The following is a 20,910-nucleotide window of genomic DNA, read 5'->3' on the forward strand; positions in this document are numbered from 1 at the left end:
CCCCCGAGGGGGTCAAGGAAACTTGGGGCGGCCCGGCGTTTCCTTTTGAGTGCCCCCAGGGCCGGGCTACGCCCTGCCCGCCCCCCGAGGGGGTCAAGGAAACTTGGGGCGGCCCGGCGTTTCCTTGGGCGCCCCCGGCTTGAAGAAGCGCAACACCTTGTAGGGCGCCCCCGACACCAGCGGGATGCCCTCGGCAGTCACCGTATCGCCATCGACCACGGCACTGCCGGTCAGCGCGCCCTTGTCCCAGTCCCACGCAATCCGCTCGCCGTCGACCAGCTTGAAATGCGCCGGTCGCCGCGGCGTCACGCTCACGGTGATGCGTTCGGGCTGATCGGGGATGCCACCGCCGATACCCGTATGACGCTGGTAGCGGATCGGCAGCGCGATCTCGCTTGGCGTGTCGACGATCCGTGCGTGATGCCATAGCAAGCCCAGGTTGTAGTGCCCGCGCGGAAAGCGCGCTTCATCGACCCGCTCCTGCGCCGTCTGCGGGTAGTTGCCGGTGGAGTGCGTAAAGGCCGGGTGGGCACGGTCCAGCGTCACGTCCTGGTCCGCATGCTCGAAGTTCGACAGCCAGGGCAGATTGACGCCGGGCTCGCCGCCGCTGTGCCCGTTGTGCACCCAGGAAAACGCCCCGCCGATGCGATGCTGCTCGACCAGGTTCACGAACTCGAGCTGGGTGTTGCCGTCCGGGCCGGCGCTGAAGCCATCGTTCGACGAGAAGGCATGCCGGTAGTGGATGCCCCGAACCACCGGGTCGGTAGCGGCCTGGAGGGCGAAATCCATGCGGTCCCACAAGGCTTTCGACGGCCCCCGGTCGGGCGGAATGCGCCCGTACTGGCCCGGATTCCGCTGTGCGATGCGGCGCGGCATGATCAAGCCGACGGCACCGCTCACATAGGCGATGCGCGGCCGCCACGGGTTGGGCAGGATCATGCTCTGGATCACCGCACCGCCACCGCCCATCGATCCGCCCTTGAGCACGAGGCCCAGGCCTTCGGTGTCGATCTGGGGGTAGCGATCCACCAGATACTCGATCGACCCGGCCAGGCGCCGCCCCGGATATGGCTGGCCGTCCTCTCCATAGGCCCAGGACTCGCGCCAGGCGCCCTCATGCGCCTCGGCATCCTGATTGCGCACTTCGATCTGGCCGACGCGGGCGAGCGGCGGCGCAAAGGGATGGCCCATGCCCGCCCCGGTGCCGGCCGAGGAGCCATGCAGATGGACGAACAGGCGCATGCGCGCGGGGACCGGGTCGGTGCGTGAGTAGGCCCACTGGAAATCGATGCCGTGCGGATCGAAATAGTGTTCATCGGCGATCTGCCAGGTGCCGGGAAACCATGCCCAACGCCCGGCCGGCCCGCCGCCGGTCTTGGCCGGCTGCAAGGGCGCTGAGAGAAAGCCGGCCGGTTGGCGCGCCTCATCCGCACCCCCGCCACCGCCGCCACTGCCCTGCCCGCCACCGTGGCCGGTCGACGGCCCGCGGGAAGGCACGGCGCGCACCAGCGGATCCACCAGGGCGCCGGTGTCGATCCAGTCGCGCACGGTCGCCAGCTCGGCGGCGGTGACGTCGAGTTTGGGATGGGACGCGTTGTAGTCCATGTCCGCCTCGGTGCTGGCATTGCTCCGGTAGTCGGCCCGGCGCCCCTTGAAGTACCAGTAGAAGGCCGAGCCGGCCGCGTAGTTGCCGTTGATGAGCCAGGAGATATGCGGCCGATCGAGCATGAAGACCGCTTTCGGCGAATAGCCTTCCGAGCGCTGATGCACCGCCACCGGTCGCGGGTTGGTCGTTTGCGGGTAGTCTTCGACCAGCATTTTGGCGGTGCTCATCCCGTCCGAGGCGTCATGGTCATTGAAATCGATGCCCCCCGCCGGCTGCGCCCCGCTGTGGCAGGCGGCGCAGCGCCGGTTGAGAATCGGCACGATGTCGGCATTGAATTCGGGCTGAGGCCGAGGCTGCCCCAAGCGCACGGGGGCGCTCGCTGCGGCCTGGCTGGCAGCAAAATCGGGCGCGGCGTCGACATCATTGTGGTTGTGGCAGCCGCCGCAGGTCAGCACCGTGCCGGGCCGCAAGGACTGCGGCATCATGTCCCGCCGGATCACCTCGTGATCGGCGTTCAGCCCGGCGAGCACCCACGGCACGTCGCACGGCACCTGGATCTTCGCCGACCCATCGGCCATCACCGGCGCATCCCCGAGAATCTCGCCACGATAGCCCCACACCGTCCACGGTTCGCGCCCGGCGCCGGCGAAGTTCCGCGCCCGGTGGGTGTTCGGCAGCACCCGTGTGAGGCGGATGTACTTCACATCCTCGTCGCGAACGCCGACCAACTCCTTGCCCAGCAACGGCGACAGTTCCTGGTGCCCCCAGCGATAGTTGCCGTGCAGCACCGGGTAGGCCATGGTGTCGGAGCGCTGCGACGCGATATGCAGATAGCAGTTGCCGTCCGCCGAACGCGGCTGCGCCACATCATCGGGCCGCGCTTGGCCATGCACATCGACGTAGGGCCCACCGTAGATAGCGCCGAACTCGGCGACGCCGGGTCGATCGACCAGCTTGATCGGATCGCGCCGGTAGTCGTCCGACGGAATCTTGTCGGCGGGCAACTTGTAGATGCCGATCTCGACGCCGACCGCGTCGGCGATGCTCACCGGCCGGCGGGGGTCGGGTCCCTCTTCGACAAAGCGATCCAGGCCATCGGGTTTGAGGCCGAACTGCCGGGAGCACATGCCCTGACACCAGACAAAGCCCAGCGCGTTGCCCGGCAGTCCGAAGGGGTCGCGCACCTTGCCCTTATAGCGGGCATTGGCGAAGTCGAAATGCGATTTTTCGTCGTTGGCGTTGGCCCAGGTGATCGCGTCCGTGAGGTCGCGCGGATTCAGCCCGGCAAAGCGCCCTTTCGCCTCGCGCACCGGAATGCCCTCGACGGTGAACGGCTTGGGCGACCACAGGAAGATCTTGCCCGCGCCCTGGTTGTTGTTGCCGCGGTAGTACTCCCCCACCGCCAGCCGGCCGTCCTGCAACTGGCTGAGCCAGTGCAGCGCGCGGCCGCGATAGTGGGCGCCGAAGCTGGACTCCTGAGAGCCACCCCACGGATCGGTGGCACACACCCACCACTGGTTGAGCAAGGTGCCCGGATAGTTGGTGTAGACCGGGCCGTAGCCGATGTAGGGCAGATCGTGTCCCCACTGCGCACAAGAGGCGATCAGCCGGCCGTCGCGGATCTGCGTGCCGCCGTAGAAACTGGCCATGTCGTGATAGCCGGTCTTGACCACGTTCTTGCCGTCGACATCGGCAAAGAAAGTCTGCAGATTGGCATAGCCCTGCACCGAGGAGCGCGGCAGCAGCGGCTCGTACTCGCGGTCGCGATCCGACGAGAACATCACCCGCAGGTGGCCGTTCTGGTTCACGAACACCGGGGTCACATCATGCCGGCCCGGGACGTACGGCCACTCTGTCGTCTTGCCGGTGCGCAGGTCATGAATGGCCACGTTCGCGCCGGCGGCGCCCGCCAGCGTCCGGTTGCCCGACCCGCAGGCGGCCTCCCACTGACTGCCGCGATACACGGTGAAGGCAACCAGCGTGCCATCGAAGGACAGGCGCGGATCGGTCGGCATGCAGATTTGCCCCGTGGCCGCGCAATCGTAGAGGACCGAGACCTGACCGGCGGCGTCCCGACGCATGAGGCGGCCAGGGCCGCTGATGCCATTGGGTCCGCGGCCTGCGGGCATCTGGTTGTGAAGCCGGTTATTGACCTCGGGCAGCGAGATGCACACGTCCGGATGGTCGAACACCTCGCCGAGAAAGCGCGCGGGCGTGCGGTCGATATCGAACTCGACCCAGATCAACGGGGTGGTGGTGTCCTCGGCCGGCAGCGCCTCGCCTGCCAGCATGGCGGCCAAACCCAGCAGCGGCCAACGCATGCATCGATCCTCCGTGTAAGCGCGGATGCCCGGTCGGCGACAAGCACGAAGCGCTGCCCAAATGGCATGCGCCGTGCGTCGGACCGGACAGGGGAATCTTGCGCCATGCAGGTCGGCATGTGAACCGGCGGCCTGCGCCGACGGCACGGGCGCTGCGCGTCGCTGTCCGGCGCAACGCCCGGACAGGGCGGGGCATTGCGGGGCAAGGCGAATGCCCGCCCCGGCTACAGACTCTTACATTCTTGCGCGCCGGATCAGCGCGTCACGCCCGCCAGGTCGGCCTGCAGGTCGGCCACCGACTCCAGCCCCACGGCCAGGCGGATCAGGCCTTCGCCAATCCCGCTGGCCGCGCGCGCCTCGGCCGAGATCCGGCCATGCGTGGTCGAGGCCGGATGGGTGATGGTGCTCTTGGTGTCGCCCAGATTGGCAGTGATCGAGATCAGCCGGGTCGCATCGATCAGCCGCCAGGCCGCTTCGCGCCCGCCGATCACATCGAAACTGACGATGGCCCCACCCGAGCCCTGCTGGCGCATGGCCAGCGCGTGCTGCGGGTGTGACGGCAGGCCCGGGTAATACACCCGCGCGACCTGCGGCTGGGCTTCGAGCCATTGCGCCAGCGCCAGTGCATTGGCGCTTTGCGCATCCATGCGCAAACGCAGGGTTTCCAGCCCCTTGAGGATCACCCAGGCATTGAACGGCGACAGGCAGGGGCCGGCGGTGCGCAGGAAGCGGAACACCTCTTCGACCAGTGCCGCCCCGCCGACCACCGCACCGCCCAGCACCCGGCCCTGGCCGTCGAGATACTTGGTGGCCGAATGGATCACCAGATCCGCGCCGAGCGCCAGCGGCTTTTGCAGCGCCGGCGTGCAGAAGCAGTTGTCCACGGTCAGTAAGGCGCCATGGCGATGCGCCACCTCGGCCACGGCCGCGATATCGACCAGCTCGGTGAGCGGATTGGACGGCGTCTCGACGAAGAACAAGCGCGTGTTGGCCTTTGCCGCAGCATCGTAGGCGGCGATGTCGCTGGCCGGCACGAAGGTGGTCTCGATGCCGAAGCGCGAGAACACGTTGCCGAACAACTGCTGGGTCGAGCCGAACAAGCCCTGCGAGGCCACCACATGGTCGCCCGACTTGAGCAGCGCCATCACGGTGGACAGGACCGCCGCCATGCCGGAGGCCGTCGCCACGCAGGCCTCGCCCCCTTCGAGCGCGGCCAGACGCTGCTGCAGCATGGTCACGGTGGGGTTGGTGAAGCGGGCATAGACATTGCCCGCCTCTTCTCCGGAAAAGCGCGCGGCGGCCTGTGCCGCATTCTCGAACACGAAGCTCGAGGTGAGGTACATCGCTTCGCTGTGCTCGTTGAACTGGCTGCGTTCAATCCCGGCGCGTACCGCCAGGGTGTCGAAGTCGAATACGCGTTCGGCGGAATCTGTCACGCGAGTGTCCTTGCTAGTCCGAATTGTCCGAGGCCAGGTTCAGATCGAGCTGGTTGGCGGCCGGGCCGCTGTCGGTGTCCTCGACCGTCACCGGCGATGTGCCGCGGCGGTTCTCGATGCCGAAAAGATAATCGGCCGTTACATCGCCGGTCACGTATTTTCCGTCGAAACAGGAGGTTTCGAAATACTGGATCGACGGGTTGATGGCACGGACCGATGCGCGCAGATCGTCCAGATCCTGGTACAACAGGCCGTCGGCACCGATGGCGGCGCAGATCTCGGCCTCGTCACGATCCGAACCGATCAGCTCGGAGCGCGTGGGCATATCGATACCATAGACGTTGGCGTAGCGCACCGGCGGTGCCGCGGAGGCGAAATACACCTTGGTGGCGCCGGCATCGCGGGCCATGTTGACGATTTCCTGGCTGGTCGTGCCGCGCACGATGGAGTCGTCCACCAGCAGCACGCGCTTGCCCTTGAACTCCTGGTGGATGGTGTTCAGCTTCTGCCGCACCGACTTACGGCGCACAGCCTGGCCGGGCATGATGAAGGTGCGCCCGATGTAGCGGTTCTTGACGAAACCCTCGCGGTAGGGAACACCGAGCTGGTTGGCCATTTCCAGCGCTGCAGGCCGACTGGAGTCGGGAATCGGGATGACCACGTCGACCTCGACATGCGGCATGGTGCGGCGGAACTTGTTGGCCAGATACTCGCCCATCTTCAAGCGCGCTTCGTACACCGACACGCCGTCGATCAGCGAATCCGGCCGTGCCAGATAGACATACTCGAACATGCACGGTGCGTGCAGCGTCTGCTCGGCACAGGCGCGACTGCGGAAGTTGCCTTCCATGTCGATCACCACCGCCTCGCCCGGCTCGACATCGCGCAACAGCTTGAAGCCCAATGCATCGACTGCGACACTCTCCGACGAGACGATCCACTCGGTGCCGCCCGGCGCGTCATTGCGACCGATGACCATCGGCCGGATGCCGTACGGATCACGGAACGCCAGCAGGCCGTAGCCGGCGATCATCACCACCGCGGCATAGGCACCGCGACAGCGGCGATGCACTGCGGTCACCGCCTTGAAAATCGCATTCTCGTCCAGCTTGCAACCGTTGGCAGCGGCCTGCAGTTCATGCGCCAGCACATTGAGCAACACTTCCGAATCGGAATTGGTGTTGATGTGGCGCAGGTCGGCGAGAAACATCTCGCGCTTGAGCTCTTCTGAATTGGTGAGGTTGCCGTTGTGCGCCAGCATCAGGCCGAACGGCGAATTCACATAAAAGGGCTGCGCCTCAGCCGGGTTGTAGGCCGAGCCGGCCGTCGGGTAACGCACATGGCCGATACCCCAGTTGCCCTGGAGGTTGCGCATGTTGCGCGTGCGGAACACGTCCCGCACCAGGCCCGAGCCCTTGTGCATCAGGAAGCGGCCGCCCTCGGCAGTTGCAATCCCGGCCGCGTCCTGCCCCCGATGCTGCAAGACCTGAAGACCATCGTAAAGCAACTGGTTGACTGCCGTTGTCGCGACAATCCCTAGAATCCCGCACATGCCATCACCTATCGAAAACTCACCCGTTCGGCCACCACATCGGGCATCCAGGGTTTAGCCGCCACCACGGCTGTCTCAAGCAGCGGCGAAAACATCGCCGCCTCCCACCACGGAGCGCGCGACACACCGGCCGCGCCCCCCAAAGCCACCAGCAGGCACGCGATCGCCACGGCCTTGGCCGTGCCGAACAACGCACCGAATCCACGATCGACAAACCCCAGCCCGACGGCATGGATGAGCGCACGCAGCGCGTAGCGCACGATTGCCACCAGCACCAGGATCGTCAGAAAGATCAGGGCGAAACCGGCCAGATAGGCAAAGGCCGGTTCGCTGAGCCAGGCGGCAAACAGCACCGCCGCCTCGGCCGCGAACATCCGCGCGGCGATGAAGGCCAGCACCCAGCCGGCCAGCGCCAGCACTTCGCTGATCAAGCCGCGCCAGAAGCCGAGGATGGCCATCACGCACAGCAGGCCCAGAAACGTATAGTCGAAGACTGTCATTCCGCTGCCCGCAAGCCTTCAGCCACGGGCCATCACCACGCCTTTGAAGCCCGCTTTCTCGAGCTGGGCCGCAGCCTTTTCGGCCGCCTCGCGACTGCTGTAGGGGCCGACACGGACACGGGTCGTCTTCCCGATCTTCTGGGTGAACACCTTGAAACCCTTGCTGCGCGCCTGCCCGGCCTGCGTCGCGGCACTGTCTTCGTTGCTGTAGGCCCCCAACTGGACGACGAACGCCTCGCCAGCGGCCGCGGACGACGCTGCCTCGGCACCGGGCTTGAGCAGCTTGCCGGCGAGAATGGCCTCGACACGGGCGCGTTCGCTGGCCGGCGCCGGCGCTGCGGCGGGCTTCTCAGCCACCGGCTCGGTGCGGGGTTCGGGTTTGGGTTCGGCCTTTGCCGGGGTGTCTGCGGCGGGCGCCTTGGCCGGCGGTGCGGGCGGCTCCACCGTGGCGGGCGGATCGGCGGTGGTCAGGGCCGCCTTGGCCGGCTCGGGCGTGACGGGTTCGGCTACCGGCGGTGGTGCCGTCGCTTCGATCCGGCGCTGGGCGAAATTCTCGCCCTCCTGGCTGGGGATGCGCACCTGGATGTCCTCGTCGGCCGTCTTGGGGGCCGGGTCCATCACCATCGGCAGCACAATGACGGCCAGCAGGGCCAGCGCGGCGGCGCCCACCAGGCGGCGGCGTGCGCGCTTTTTCAGATCGGTCTGGGCGTCGTCGGTCGCCATGTCATGCTCAGCGTTCTGCACGGATGGCGGCCAGGGCATCGGCCACCGTCAGGAAGGAACCAAAAACCAGAATTCTATCACCGTCCTGGGCTGCAGCCCGGGCGGCCCGATAGGCGTCGGCAGGCGATGCGTAGCGCGGCTCGCCCACCGCGATGCCGGCGGCGGACATGCGCGCGGCCAGCGCATCGGCCGACAGCCCCCGCGGCCCGGGCAGGCTGGCGGGCAGCCAGTGATCGACACGGTCCTGAATGCGCGCCAGCGACGCTTCGATGGCCTTGTCACCCATCATGCCGACCACCGCCCAGGTTTCCGGGTAATAGCCCATGTTGGCGAGGTTCTCGGCCAGCACGCCGACCGCTTGCTCGTTGTGGGCCACATCCAGCACGACCGCTGGCTGCCCCGGCAGCGTCTGGAAGCGGCCGGGCAGCTCGACCAGCATCATGCCTTCGCGCACGGCCTGCATCGGTACCGGCAGGCGGTCGCGGACCGCTTCGAGGGCGGCCATCGCGGCGCTGGCGTTGAGCAGCTGGTTGGCGCCGCGCAGCGCCGGGTAGGCCAGTCCGCCGCGGCGCACGCCCGGCCCCCAGAAGGTCCACTGGGTGCGATCACCCGAAAAGCCGAAATCGCGGCCGCTGATCTGCAGGACGGCGCCAACTTCCTTGGCCACCGCTTCGATGCTGGCCGGCGGCAGCGGATCGGCACAGATGGCCGGGCGACCGCCACGGAAGATACCGGCCTTTTCGCGACCGATCGCTTCACGGGTATCACCGAGGTAGTCCATGTGATCCATGGCGATGCTGGTGACGATGGCGCAATCGGCATCGAAGACATTGGTCGCGTCGAGCCGGCCACCGAGGCCGACCTCGAGGATGATCACGTCCAGCGCGGCCTCGGCAAAACAGGCCCAGGCGGCCAGCGTGCCGTGCTCGAAGTAGGTCAGGTAGGTGTCACCCCGCGCCCGCTCGACCTGCGCGAAGGCAGCGGCGAGCGTGGCATCGTCTGCCTCCTGGCCGTTGATGCGCACCCGTTCGTTGTAGCGCACCAGGTGCGGTGAGGTGTACAGGCCGACACGGTAGCCAGCGGCCAGGCAGATCGCTTCGAGAAACGCGCAGGTCGAGCCCTTGCCGTTGGTCCCGGCCACGGTGATGACGAGCGCGCCCGACGACAGCCCCATGGCGTCGCGCACCAATGCCACACGCGCCAGGCCGAGTTCGATGCGCTGCCCGTGCCGGGCCTCGATCAGGGCCAGCCATCCGGCGAGATCGCCGGGCAAATCGGAATCAGGCATGTGCGGCTGGCTGGCGGGAAAGGAGTGTGAGCAGATCGGCCAGACGCTGACGCATCTGGCGACGATCGACGATCATGTCGATGGCGCCCTTCTCGAGCAGGAACTCGGCGCGCTGGAAGCCTTCGGGCAGCTTTTCGCGCACGGTCTGCTCGATGACACGCGGGCCGGCGAAGCCGATCAGCGCATTGGGTTCGGCCATCACCACATCGCCCATGAAGGCGAAGCTGGCCGATACGCCCCCCATGGTGGGATCGGTCAGGATGGAGATGAAGGGCAGCTTGCGCGCCGCCAGCTGGTTGATGGCAGCCGTGGTCTTGGCCATCTGCATCAGCGAGAACAGGCCTTCCTGCATGCGTGCGCCGCCAGTGGCGGTGATGCAGATGAAGGGCACGCGCTGCTCGATGGCGGCCTGGACGCCGCGCACGAAACGTTCGCCGACCACCGAGCCCATCGAACCGCCGAGAAAATCGAACTCGAAGCAGGCGACCACCACCGGCACGCTCAGAATCGCACCCTGCATGACGACCATGGCGTCCTGCTCGCCGGTATCCCGGCTGGCCGCCTTGAGGCGGTCGGGGTAGCGCTTGGAATCCTTGAATTTGAGCGGGTCGAGCGGCGTGACTTCCACCCCGATCTCGAAGCGGCCTTCGGCATCGAGCAGCAGGTTCAGGCGCTCGCGTGCACGAATGCGCTGATGGTGTGCGCACTTGGGGCAGACGCTGTGGTTGCTCTCGAGGTCGGAGCGATACAGCACCGCCTCGCAGGCCGGGCACTTGCTCCACAGCCCTTCCGGAATCGATTTGCGCGCCGCACTGTCGTCACGCTTGATTTTCGGGGGCAGCAGTTTCTGAAGCCAACTCATGAGCGGGATTCTCCAAGACTGTCGAGCGCCTCGCGGATCGAGCGCATGAAGGTCGTGACACGCGCTACCGCGGCATCCGGGCCGGCGTTTTCAATTTCTTCGATGATGCGGCTGCCGATCACCACGGCGTCGGCCACGGCACCGACGGATTTGGCCGTCTGCGCATCGCGGATGCCGAAGCCCACACCCACTGGCATGCCGACCCGCTCGCGGATCATCGGGATGCGGCGGGCCACCTCGTCGAGATCCAGCTTGGCCGAACCGGTCACCCCTTTCAGGGAGACGTAGTAGATATAACCGCTGCCGGCCTTGGCGACATCGTCGATGCGCGCTTCGATCGAGGTCGGCGCGAGCAGAAAGATCGGATCGATCCCGGCACGCTTGGCCAACTCGGCGAAGGCCACGCACTCCTGCGGCGGATAGTCCACCACCAGCACACCATCGACGCCCGCCTCGGAGGCGGCGGTCACGAAGACCTCGACCCCCATGGCTTCGATCGGGTTGGCATAGCCCATCAGCACCACCGGGGTGGCGGTGTCGGTCTGACGGAAGGCCGCGACCGTGGCCAGCACCTTGCGCAGCGACATGCCGGCCGCCAGGGCACGCTCGGAGGCACGCTGGATGGTCGGGCCGTCGGCCATGGGGTCGGAGAACGGCACCCCCAGCTCGATGATGTCGGCACCGCCGCCGACCAGCGCATGCATCAGCGGCAGCGTCAGTTCGGGCGACGGATCGCCTGCGGTGATGAAGGGAATCAGCCCGCGCCGGCCGGCAGCGCGCAACTGGTCAAAGCAGGATTGAATTCGTGACATAAGCACCTACATGCCGGGCACCGGGTGCCCGGCCGGAAATCAGAACTGGATGCCGGATTTTTCCGCCACCGTATGCATGTCCTTGTCGCCACGACCGGACAGATTCACCAGCAGAATCTTGTCCTTGCCCAGCGTCGGGGCCAGTTTGGCGGCATAGGCCAGGGCGTGCGAAGACTCGAGGGCCGGGATGATACCTTCGAAGCGGCACAGATCGTGAAATGCCTGCAAAGCCTCGCCATCCGCGATGCCCACATACTCGGCCCGCCCGCAGTCCTTGAGCCAGGCATGCTCGGGGCCGACGCCCGGGTAGTCCAGGCCGGCCGAGATCGAATGCGTCTCGATGATCTGGCCGTCTTCGTTCTGCAGCAGGTAGGTGCGGTTGCCATGCAGCACGCCGGGCCGGCCGGCCGTCAGCGAGGCGGCATGGTGCCCCGAATCGATGCCCTCGCCCGCCGCTTCGACCCCGATCAGGCGCACATCGCTGTGCGGGATGTAGGGATAGAAGATCCCCATGGCGTTCGAGCCGCCGCCCACGCAGGCGATCACGGCATCGGGCTGGCGCCCCACCATCTCGGGCATCTGGGTCAGGCACTCTTCACCGATCACCGCCTGGAAATCGCGCACCATCTGCGGATAGGGGTGCGGTCCGGCCACGGTGCCGATGATGTAGAAGGTGTTGTGGATGTTGGTCACCCAGTCGCGCATGGCTTCGTTGAGCGCGTCTTTCAGGGTGCGAGAGCCGGACTCGACCGGCACCACCGTCGCGCCCAGCAGCTTCATGCGATAGACGTTGGCGGCCTGCCGGCGAATATCCTCGGAGCCCATGTACACCACACATTCGAGCCCGTAGCGCGCGGCCACGGTGGCCGTGGCCACCCCGTGCTGCCCGGCGCCGGTTTCGGCGATCACGCGCGGCTTGCCCATATGGCGCGCCAGCAACGCCTGCCCGATGCAGTTGTTCACCTTGTGGGCACCGGTGTGGTTGAGGTCTTCACGCTTGAGGTAGATCTGTGCCCCGCCGAGCAGCTTCGACCAGCGCTGCGCATGATAGATCGGGCTCGGCCGGCCGACGAAATGCTTCAATTCGTAGTGATACTCGGCCAGAAAGGCGGGATCCTGCAGACAGGCGGCGTAGGCTTCACGCAGGCTGTCCAGCGCGGGGATCAGGGTTTCGGCCACGAAGACGCCGCCATAGGGGCCAAAATGCCCTTGCGCGTCCGGCATCTGATACGGCGTGTCAGCCATCTGCATCTCTCACTCCGGAAATGAATTGGGCGATCGCCCCGGCATCCTTGATGCCCTTGGCCGCCTCGACGCCGCTGGACACATCCACCGCCCACGGGCGAACGCGCCGCACGGCGTCGACGACATTGTCGGCCGACAAGCCGCCCGACAGGATCAGCGGCCGATCGAAAGCCGGGGGAATCAAGGACCAATCAAACACTTTACCGCCGCCGCCATAGCCCTCGACGAAGGCGTCCAGCAACAGGCCGCGCGCCGACGGAAAACAAGCCGCGTATTCTACCAGATCGACCCCCGGTCGCATCCGTGCGGCGCGGATGTAAGGGCGGCCGTACTGCAGGCAGTCCGCTTCGGTCTCGTCGCCGTGAAACTGCAGTAGCTGGATCGGCAGGCTGTCCAGCGCCTCGCGCACATAGGCTGGGTCGGCATTGACGAACAGGCCGACGATGGTGATGAAGGGCGGCACGCGCGCCATCAGCGCCGCCGCCTGGGCGATCGACACATAGCGCGGGCTGGCCGGATAGAACACGAAGCCGAGCGCGTCGGCGCCCGCCGCGACGGCGGCGTCGACATCCTGGGCGCGGGTCAGTCCGCAGATCTTGACTCGGGTTCGGGGCACGAAACGGGCAGTGCGAGTTGAGGAGTGCAAATGATACGCCCCTGCCCCGGCAAGGACCATTGGTCCGGGTACTCCACGCCGCACAGGTAGAGCCCGGCCGCGGAGAAGGTCGGCGCGGCGCGTGTGCGGTCGCGTCCGGCCAGCAATTCGGCCATCCACGACACCGGCTGCGCGCCTTTGCCGATATACACCAGCGCGCCGACCAGATTGCGGATCATGTGGTGCAGGAAGGCGTCGGCACAGAAATCGAACACCACGAAGTCGCCGCTGCGCGCCACCCGTGCATGACGCATGCGCCGCACCGGCGAATGGGCCTGGCAGCCCGCGGCGCGAAAGGCGCTGAAGTCGTGCTCACCCAGGATGGCGGTTGCCGCCTCGGCCATCCGTTGAGCGTCGAGCGGCCGATGAAACCAGCCGGCGCGCGCATGTAGCAAGGCGGGACGCACCGGGCCGTTGAACAGGATGTAGCGGTAGTGTCGCGCGGTGGCACTGAAGCGGGCATGAAAGTCGTCCGCCACCGGCTGCGCCCAGCGCACCGACACGGCTTCCGGCAGATGGCTATTGACGCCGCGCACCCAGGCGCTGATCGGCCGCTCGACCGGCGCATCGAAATGAACGACTTGCGCGGTCGCGTGCACCCCGGTGTCGGTGCGCCCGGCACACACCGTCGGCACCGGCGTGTCGGCAATGCACCGCAGCGCGTTCTCCAGCGAGTCCTGGACGGTACGGCCATGGGGTTGGGTCTGCCAACCTTCGAAGGACTCGCCGGCGTATTCGACGTTCAACACGATCCGCATCACAGCCACCACACCAATGCGGCCAGCAGCACGACCGACGTGATGACCACATGGTCGCGCTGGCGGAGCGCGCGCGCGTCGAGCGTCAGCACCCGCGGCTCGGCCGGTGCTTCAACTGTGTCCAGCCAGGTCTTCCATGCCAGACGCGGCGCGTCGAGTTCCGCCAACACGAGGCTCAAGCGCACGGCCACCCGATCCGCCGACACGCCAAGCGGCGCCAGCACGGCCGAGAGCACATGCAAGGCCAGGACAAGCTGCGGGATCGGCATCTTCGCCAACAGGATCGACACCATCGACACCATCGCCAGCAAGCGGCCGGCATGCGTCGCACCGAGACTCACGCCATCCCAGGTCGGACTGAGCGCCACCCAATGCGGCAACACGGCTGTCCCCGGTGTGGCAAACGCGAACATCAGCAGGATCACCGCCAGCAGGATACGGATGCGACGCACCAGTTTGAGCGTTCGCACGCGGTCGATGACCAGCGCAGCGGCAAACACCAGCAGCGCGGCCAACCCCATCGCGACCGGCGGCAGGGTCTGAATGAAAACGGCGACGCCCGCCCAGAGGGAGAGCGTCGCCGCAGGATGCAGCGAGATCACGTCAGCAATCGCACTTCATGTCGTCATCCCAACCGGGCGAACACCGCGCGGGCCTGCTCCTGCTGTGCTTCGTTGCCGTCACGAATCACCTCGTCGAGCAATTCACGCGCACCCTCGGCATCGCCCATCTCTTCGTAGGCGCGAGCCAGTTCCAGCTTGGTGTCGACTTCCTGGCTCAACTCGTCGTCATCCGGTAGATCCGGCATGCTGCGGCTGTCGGTAAGCGACGTGACCACGCTCTTCGACAGGGACGCCATCATGTCGTCTTCCTCCGACGCTGCGTCGGCGGACGGAGACGCGCTAGCCGTCGGCGCGGGTTCATCGAAGACTGGCGGCGTGTCGTCCAAGGTGTCGTCAGGCGCTTCGGCCGGCTCGGACGCCGAATCGATCATCGGCAACTCGACGCCCTCCGTCGTTTCAGAAGAGGCCTCCGTCTCGGCTGCCGGTGCCGTTTCTTCGTCGGCACCTTCCAGATCGAGACTGATGTCCGACAGATCCAGCGAGGTGGCCATCATCCGGTCGTCTTCGCCGCCGGCAGAGGGTTTGCCCTCGTCCAGATCGAAGTCGAAATCGAGCAGGCTGCCGTCAAAGTTGGTTTTTTCCAAATCCACGACCGACACACCCGCCCCTTCATCGGGTTTGTCAGCCTCGTCCGGCTCAGCCACTTCCTCACCCGTGTTGAAATCGATGCCGCTACGCTGTCCGACGTCGGTATCGGTGACGCTTTGCGAGGCGACACCCTCATCGCGGGGGGTATCAGTCGAGGTGTCCTCATCCGCGTCCGGCAGCTCCAGGTTGAACTCGAGACCGGCATCGGTCTTGGTGAACCCGTCGGTCATCGGACGGCCCGCGACCTCGGTCGCTTCCATCGAGGCTGCATCCGATGCGTCGGAGTCGGTCACTTCATCCAGATCGAGGTTGAAATCGAGATCGCTCGAATCAAGCGCGTCGGTACGCTCCGGCGCCGCAGCTTCGGGTGTCGCCGCCGGTACTTCGCCCTGCGCTTCGGCGGCCGCGTCGAGATCGGAATCCGTGAACTCGTTCAGCTCGCCCGGAATCGCCCATGTGTCCTTCAACTGCGACGGCGACGGGGCGTCGGCACTGGGTACCGAGTTGGAGAAATCGAGCGACATGTCAGCGGTCTGATCGCCATCGATCGCCGCATCGACATCCGAAGCCGCTTCCAGCTTCGGTGCGGCAGGCGCGACTTCTTCGGCCGGGACATCCACTTCAGGTGCGGAGAATGCCGCATCCTTCGGCTCTGGCGCACGCGCCCCGACCTCGAGCCCGCCTTCGGTCATTTCTTCGTCGAGCGGCAGATCGATTTCGCTCTGAGGACCGCGCAGGAACAAGGGATTTTCCGGATCCAGCTTGCGTCCCATCTCCACAGCCTTGGCCCAATCCGGTCCATTGCCGCCGGTCACCGAATACAGCTCGGTGGCTGTGGTCTCGAACTGCTTCATGTTTTTGCGCTGGCTGTAGATCTCCAGCAGCTTGACGTGCACCGCGGTCCGGTTCGGATCGCCCTTGAGCGAGTCGAGCAGAATCTCTTCGGCCTGGGCATCTCGGCCGTAGGCCATGTACACATCCGCCTCGGCCACCGGATCCACGCCTTCATCGGCATCGATCGCCGACAGGCCGGACTGGCTGAAATCGGTCTGGATCAAGCTGCTGCTGCCGGTATCCACGCTTTGCCCACCGGTTTCACCGAACACCGAGTTCTGGTCCGGCGGGAACACCGACGCCGTCGCGGTTGCGTCGGGCGCTCCGGCATTGCGGTTCTTGCGACTGCGGAACAGGCCGTAACCGAGCAGCAGCGCCAGGACGCCACCCCCGCCGTACAGCGTGGCCGGATTCTCCAGCAAGGCATCGAGAAAGCCCGGCGACTCGGGCGGGGGCGCGGCGGGCGCAGGCGCCGGCTTGGGGGCCGGAGCCGGGGGCTCCGGCGCCGCCGCAACCGGTGCAGGCTCGGCGGCCGGTGCCGGGGCTTCCGCAGCAGGCTCGGGCGCCACCAGGGCTTTGAGTTCCTTGTCGAGCGCGTCCTGAGGTGCGGCATCGGCGGACGGCGCTGCGGGTTTGTCTTCGACCGCGGGTGCCGGCGTCGCCGCGCCTTCCGGGGCGGTCGGCTCGACGGTCGATGGCACGGCGGCCATCGGCGGCGTACTGGCTTGCTTCTGCAAGGCAGCCAGATTTTCGTTCTTCAAGGCGATGAGCTTTTGCAGCTCGGCAATGTTCGCCTCAAGGGCCGACAGTCGCTCGTTGGCCTCGCGCAAGGCCTTGTCGCGCGCGATCAGATCCTCTTCCAGCGACTTCAGGCGCTCGCCAGCTGCGGCCATCTCGGCGCCGCCCGACTCGGCCGCCGGTTGGCTCGCGTCAACCGATTTGGAGACTTTGACCTGATCCTTGCTGGCCGCGCTAGGCAGCATCGGCTCTTCGACCTTGGCGGTGATCTTGCCGCTGCTGGTTTGGCTCGACGCGGCCGCCTCGGGCGCGCTCTCGGCTACGCGGGCCGCTACCCGTCGCCGGTACTCGGCAAAATCGGCGGCATGGGCAACCACTTCGCGACGCGCCTCGCTCGGCGCAACGGCGTTCGCCTGCGCAGCGTCGGGGACATTGAGAATGACCCCGGAGCGCAGGCGGTTCACGTTGTTGTCGACAAAGGCTTCAGGATTCGACCGGTAGAAGGCCACCAGCATCTGATCCATGCTGACGCCCGCGGGCAGATGTTCGCCGGCGATCTTGCCGAGCGTGTCTCCGCGGCGAACGGTGTAAGTCGTGTCACCACCGCCACTGCTGCGCGGCCCGGCACTGCGGGCGGGGCTTGCGGCGGCCGGGCGTGCCTGGGCCACCGGCGCGGTCGCCACATCGGAAGATGCCCGGGGCGCAGGAATGGCGGGGGGGTCGAGCAGGAAGGTGTATTCGCGCAGCAGGCGCCCGGCCTGCCAGTTCAGCTCCACCAGCAGGCTGACAAACGGGTCATTGACCGGTTTGCTGCTGCTGAGCCGGACATAGGACTTTCCGCCGCGCTGCTCGACCGCCATGCGCACACCCACCAGGGCGGGTGCATAGCTCAGCTTGGCGGCTTTGAACGCCTCGGGCGCCGCAACGGCTGCGGTCATCGACTTGATTTCGTCGGCCGTCGCATTCAGTTCGATCTCTGCCCTGAGGGGCTGTCCGAGCGCACTAAGTACGGAAATGCGGCCAAGGCCGGCGGCCTGGACACTGAACGGCATCGCCGCGATCGTGGCCGCAATGACGGAGGCCCTGAGAGAGGTCTTCTGGAAGGTATTCAAAACCGCATCCTCGCACTGGAGCAATACAGGATTGCGAACATATCATTATGGATAGGGCGCATCAAGCAAGTATCCACTTTAAGTATTACCCGCAATACCTTAAAACGGAAGGAAAATTTCCTTCTTCGGCTTGCCTGCCAATGACAACCGCGGTCTTACAAGCGTCATATTCCCGATTTCCGGTCATGACGCGGCCCGGCACCTTGGCGCCGGGCCTGGCCTCATCACTGCTCGAGCAGGATGCGCAACATGCGCCGCAGGGGCTCGGCAGCCCCCCACAGCAGTTGGTCGCCGACGGTAAATGCTGACAGGTAGTCACCGCCCATCCCCATCTTGCGCAGTCGCCCCACCGGAACGCTCAGTGTTCCCGTCACAGCCGCGGGCGTGAGCTCTCGCATCGAGACCTCGCGCTCGTTGGGAATGACCTTGACCGACCCGTTTGCCTTGGCAAGCATGTCGTTAACTTCGTCAAGCGGGACGTCTTTCTTTAGCTTGATTGTCAAAGCTTGCGAATGGCAGCGCATGGCCCCCATGCGAACGCACAGTCCGTCGATGACGATCGGGCTGCCGCTGCGGCCGAGAATCTTGTTGGTTTCGGCCTGACCTTTCCACTCTTCCTTGCTCTGGCCGTTGCCCAGATCCTTGTCGATCCAGGGAATCAGCGAGCCGGCCAGCGGCACGCCGAAGTGCTCGGTCGGCACCCCGCCATCGCGCAGCGCGCCCGCCACCTTGCGGTCGATGTCGAGAATCGCGGAGGCCGGATCGGCCAACTCGCTCTTGACCACACCATGCAGCGCGCCCATCTGGTTGAGCAGCTCGCGCATGTTCTGCGCACCGGCGCCGGAAGCGGCCTGATAGGTCATGGACGTAGCCCATTCGATCAGATCGTTCTGGAACAGACCGCCGAGTGCCATCAGCATCAGGCTGACCGTGCAGTTGCCGCCGACATAGTCCTTCACGCCGCGGGAGAGCCCGTTGCGGATGACATCCATATTCACCGGGTCGAGCACGATGATCGCGTCGTCCTGCATGCGCAGTGCCGAGGCCGCATCGATCCAGTAGCCCGTCCAGCCGGCCGCGCGCAGCTTGGGGAAGACCTCGTTGGTGTAGTCGCCGCCCTGGCAGGTGACGATCACGTCCATGGCCTTGAGCGCGTCGATGCTGTTGGCGTCCTGCAGCGGGGGCGCGTCCTTGCCCACGTTCGGCGCTGCGCCACCGGCGTTGGAGGTGCTGAAGAACACCGGCTCGATCAGCGCGAAGTCGTTCTCTTCGCGCATCCGCTGCATGAGGACCGACCCCACCATCCCCCGCCAACCGACCAGACCCACTCGCTTCATTGCCATGATGTTTCCCTGATATCCAAAAGCTTGCGTTACAGCGCCGCGATCACCGCGTCGCCCATTTCAACCGTGCCGACCTTGCGCGTGCCAGCCTCGAAGATGTCGCCCGTGCGATACCCCTGCGCCAGCACCGACTTGACGGCCGACTCGATGCGCTGCGCGGCGGCTTCCTGACTGAAGGTGTAGCGCAGCATCATGGCGACCGACAGGATGGTCGCCAGCGGGTTGGCCAGCCCCTTGCCAGCGATATCCGGCGCCGAGCCGTGGCAGGGCTCGTACATGCCCTTGTTGTTCGCGTCGAGCGAGGCCGACGGCAGCATACCGATCGACCCGGTCAGCATGGCCGCCTCGTCGGACAGGATGTCGCCGAACATGTTGCCGGTCACCACCACGTCGAACTGCTTCGGGTTCTTCACCAGCTGCATGGCGGCGTTGTCGACCAGCATGTGGCTGAGCGTCACGTCGGGGTAGTCGGCCGCCATGTCGATCATCACGTCGCGCCACAGCTGGGTGCATTCGAGCACGTTCATCTTGTCCACCGAGCACAACTTGCCGCCGCGCTTCTGGGCGATCTCGAAGGCCACCTTGCCGATCCGGCGAATCTCGGATTCGCTGTAGATCATGGTGTTGTAGCCCACGCGCTCGCCGTTGCGCTCTTCGATGCCGCGCGGCTGGCCGAAGTAGATGTCGCCGGTGAGCTCGCGCACGATCATGATGTCCAGCCCGGCGACCAGCTCGGGCTTGAGCGACGAGGCGTTGGCCAGCTCGGGATAGAGAATGGCCGGGCGCAGGTTGGCGAACAGGTTCAGTTCCTTGCGGATGCCCAGCAGGCCGCGCTCGGGCCGCTTCTCACGCGGCAACGTGTCCCACTGCGGACCGCCGACGGCGCCCAGCAGCACGGCATCGGCGGCCTTGGCCAAGGCCAGCGTGGCCTCCGGCAGCGGCACGCCGGCGGCGTCGACGGCACAACCGCCCAGATGCGCGGTTTCCATTTCGAAGGACAGGCCGTCGCTACGCAGCGCCTCGAGCACACGTAAGGCCTGGGCCATGATTTCGGGTCCGATGCCGTCACCGGGCAACACACAGATCTTCATTCAACTCTCCGGCGGGTTGGCCATGCCGCACCCGCGTCCAGGGGGGATCAATCAGCGAAAATAGTACGGATGCTCGGCCTTGCGGTGCGCCTCGAAGGCGCGGATCTCGTCGGCATGGCGCAGGGTCAGGCCGATCTCGTCCCAGCCGTTGAGCAGGCATTCTTTGCGGAAGGCATCCACTTCGAAGCCGTGGGCAGTGCCGTCCGGTTCCACCACCTGCTGGGCGGCCAGGTCGACCTTCAAGCGGTAGCCCTCGGTCGCTGCACAGGCCGCAAAAAGACGATCGACCACCTCGGCCGGCAGGCGGATCGGCAGCACGCCGTTCTTGAAACAGTTGTTGAAGAAGATGTCGGCAAAGCTCGGCCCGATCAGGGCACGAAAGCCATAGTCGTCGAGCGCCCAGGGAGCATGCTCGCGCGAGCTGCCGCAGCCGAAGTTGTCGCGGGTCAGCAGGATCTGCGCGTCGGCATAGCGCGACTGGTTGAGCACGAAATCGGGATTGAGCTGGCGCTGGCTATTGTCCATGCCCGGCTCGCCACGATCGAGATAGCGCCATTCGTCGAACAGGTTTGGGCCGAAGCCGCTGCGCTGGATCGACTTCAGGAACTGCTTGGGGATGATCGCATCGGTATCCACGTTCGCACGGTCGAGCGGTGCAACCAATCCATCGAGTGTTGTAAACGCACGCATTACTTTTTCGCCGCCTTCTGGATGGCTTCGCCACCCTTTTCGATATCCTGGCCCACGCCACGCACCGTGTTGCAAGCCGACAAGGTAAGCACGGCCATAGCGGCCACGATCAAGGCAATCAGTCGTTTCATTC

General features: G+C 66.1%; 17 protein-coding genes. All 17 read right to left on the reverse strand.

What is annotated here, in order from left to right; all coding sequences use genetic code 11:
* Positions 1 to 93: 93 nt before the first annotated feature.
* A complete protein-coding gene (locus I8J34_RS06260) occupies positions 94 to 3,927 on the reverse strand; it encodes an HzsA-related protein (protein ID WP_214360529.1) in 3,834 nt (1,277 codons plus the stop codon).
* A gap of 254 nt (positions 3,928 to 4,181) precedes the next feature.
* The gene (locus I8J34_RS06265) at positions 4,182 to 5,363 is read right to left on the reverse strand and encodes an O-succinylhomoserine sulfhydrylase (protein WP_214360530.1); all 1,182 of its coding nucleotides are present in this window, start codon (positions 5,361 to 5,363) and stop codon (positions 4,182 to 4,184) included.
* Between the two features lie 13 nt (positions 5,364 to 5,376).
* A complete protein-coding gene (gene purF, locus I8J34_RS06270; protein ID WP_214360531.1) occupies positions 5,377 to 6,915 on the reverse strand; it encodes an amidophosphoribosyltransferase in 1,539 nt (512 codons plus the stop codon).
* An 8-nt stretch (positions 6,916 to 6,923) separates the two neighbouring features.
* Complete coding sequence (locus tag I8J34_RS06275; RefSeq protein ID WP_214360532.1) at positions 6,924 to 7,415, reverse strand: CvpA family protein; 492 nt, start codon at positions 7,413 to 7,415, stop codon at positions 6,924 to 6,926.
* 18 nt (positions 7,416 to 7,433) lie between these two features.
* Positions 7,434 to 8,138: an SPOR domain-containing protein gene (locus I8J34_RS06280; RefSeq protein WP_214360533.1), complete on the reverse strand. Its 705-nt coding sequence runs from the start codon at positions 8,136 to 8,138 to the stop codon at positions 7,434 to 7,436.
* A 7-nt stretch (positions 8,139 to 8,145) separates the two neighbouring features.
* On the reverse strand, positions 8,146 to 9,426 hold the full coding sequence (gene folC, locus I8J34_RS06285; protein ID WP_214360534.1) for a bifunctional tetrahydrofolate synthase/dihydrofolate synthase: 1,281 nt from the start codon (positions 9,424 to 9,426) through the stop codon (positions 8,146 to 8,148).
* A complete protein-coding gene (accD, locus tag I8J34_RS06290; RefSeq protein WP_214360535.1) occupies positions 9,419 to 10,288 on the reverse strand; it encodes an acetyl-CoA carboxylase, carboxyltransferase subunit beta in 870 nt (289 codons plus the stop codon). Before accD ends, folC begins: the two co-directional genes overlap by 8 nt.
* Positions 10,285 to 11,100, reverse strand: a complete 816-nt coding sequence (gene trpA, locus I8J34_RS06295) for a tryptophan synthase subunit alpha (RefSeq protein ID WP_214360536.1) — start codon at positions 11,098 to 11,100, stop codon at positions 10,285 to 10,287. The genes accD and trpA overlap by 4 nt, the downstream gene beginning before the upstream one ends.
* A 39-nt stretch (positions 11,101 to 11,139) precedes the next feature.
* Positions 11,140 to 12,351 (reverse strand): tryptophan synthase subunit beta, encoded by a 1,212-nt coding sequence (gene trpB / locus I8J34_RS06300; protein ID WP_214360537.1) that lies wholly within the window; start codon positions 12,349 to 12,351, stop codon positions 11,140 to 11,142.
* Positions 12,338 to 12,961, reverse strand: coding sequence for a phosphoribosylanthranilate isomerase (locus I8J34_RS06305; protein ID WP_230411733.1), 624 nt, complete (start codon positions 12,959 to 12,961; stop codon positions 12,338 to 12,340). The genes trpB and I8J34_RS06305 overlap by 14 nt, the downstream gene beginning before the upstream one ends.
* Positions 12,928 to 13,758 (reverse strand): tRNA pseudouridine(38-40) synthase TruA, encoded by an 831-nt coding sequence (gene truA, locus I8J34_RS06310; RefSeq protein ID WP_214360539.1) that lies wholly within the window; start codon positions 13,756 to 13,758, stop codon positions 12,928 to 12,930. The genes I8J34_RS06305 and truA overlap by 34 nt, the downstream gene beginning before the upstream one ends.
* Positions 13,758 to 14,360, reverse strand: a complete 603-nt coding sequence (locus I8J34_RS06315; RefSeq protein ID WP_214360540.1) for a CbiQ family ECF transporter T component — start codon at positions 14,358 to 14,360, stop codon at positions 13,758 to 13,760. Before I8J34_RS06315 ends, truA begins: the two co-directional genes overlap by 1 nt.
* A gap of 23 nt (positions 14,361 to 14,383) precedes the next feature.
* Positions 14,384 to 17,653, reverse strand: a complete 3,270-nt coding sequence (locus I8J34_RS06320) for a FimV/HubP family polar landmark protein (protein ID WP_214360541.1) — start codon at positions 17,651 to 17,653, stop codon at positions 14,384 to 14,386.
* A gap of 224 nt (positions 17,654 to 17,877) precedes the next feature.
* On the reverse strand, positions 17,878 to 18,990 hold the full coding sequence (asd, locus tag I8J34_RS06325) for an aspartate-semialdehyde dehydrogenase (RefSeq protein ID WP_214360645.1): 1,113 nt from the start codon (positions 18,988 to 18,990) through the stop codon (positions 17,878 to 17,880).
* Between the two features lie 35 nt (positions 18,991 to 19,025).
* The gene (gene leuB / locus I8J34_RS06330; protein WP_214360542.1) at positions 19,026 to 20,087 is read right to left on the reverse strand and encodes a 3-isopropylmalate dehydrogenase; all 1,062 of its coding nucleotides are present in this window, start codon (positions 20,085 to 20,087) and stop codon (positions 19,026 to 19,028) included.
* Positions 20,088 to 20,138: 51 nt separating this feature from the next.
* Entirely contained in the window at positions 20,139 to 20,777 is a 639-nt protein-coding gene (gene leuD / locus I8J34_RS06335; RefSeq protein ID WP_214360543.1) for a 3-isopropylmalate dehydratase small subunit, read from the reverse strand.
* Positions 20,777 to 20,908 carry an entericidin A/B family lipoprotein gene (locus I8J34_RS06340; protein WP_214360544.1) on the reverse strand — a complete coding sequence of 44 codons (132 nt, stop codon included), beginning with the start codon at positions 20,906 to 20,908 and terminating at the stop codon, positions 20,777 to 20,779. The genes leuD and I8J34_RS06340 overlap by 1 nt, the downstream gene beginning before the upstream one ends.
* Between the last annotated feature and the right edge of the window lie 2 nt (positions 20,909 to 20,910).

Origin of the sequence: Denitromonas iodatirespirans, assembly GCF_018524365.1 — a bacterium.
Classification (GTDB): Bacteria; Pseudomonadota; Gammaproteobacteria; order Burkholderiales; family Rhodocyclaceae; genus Nitrogeniibacter; species Nitrogeniibacter iodatirespirans.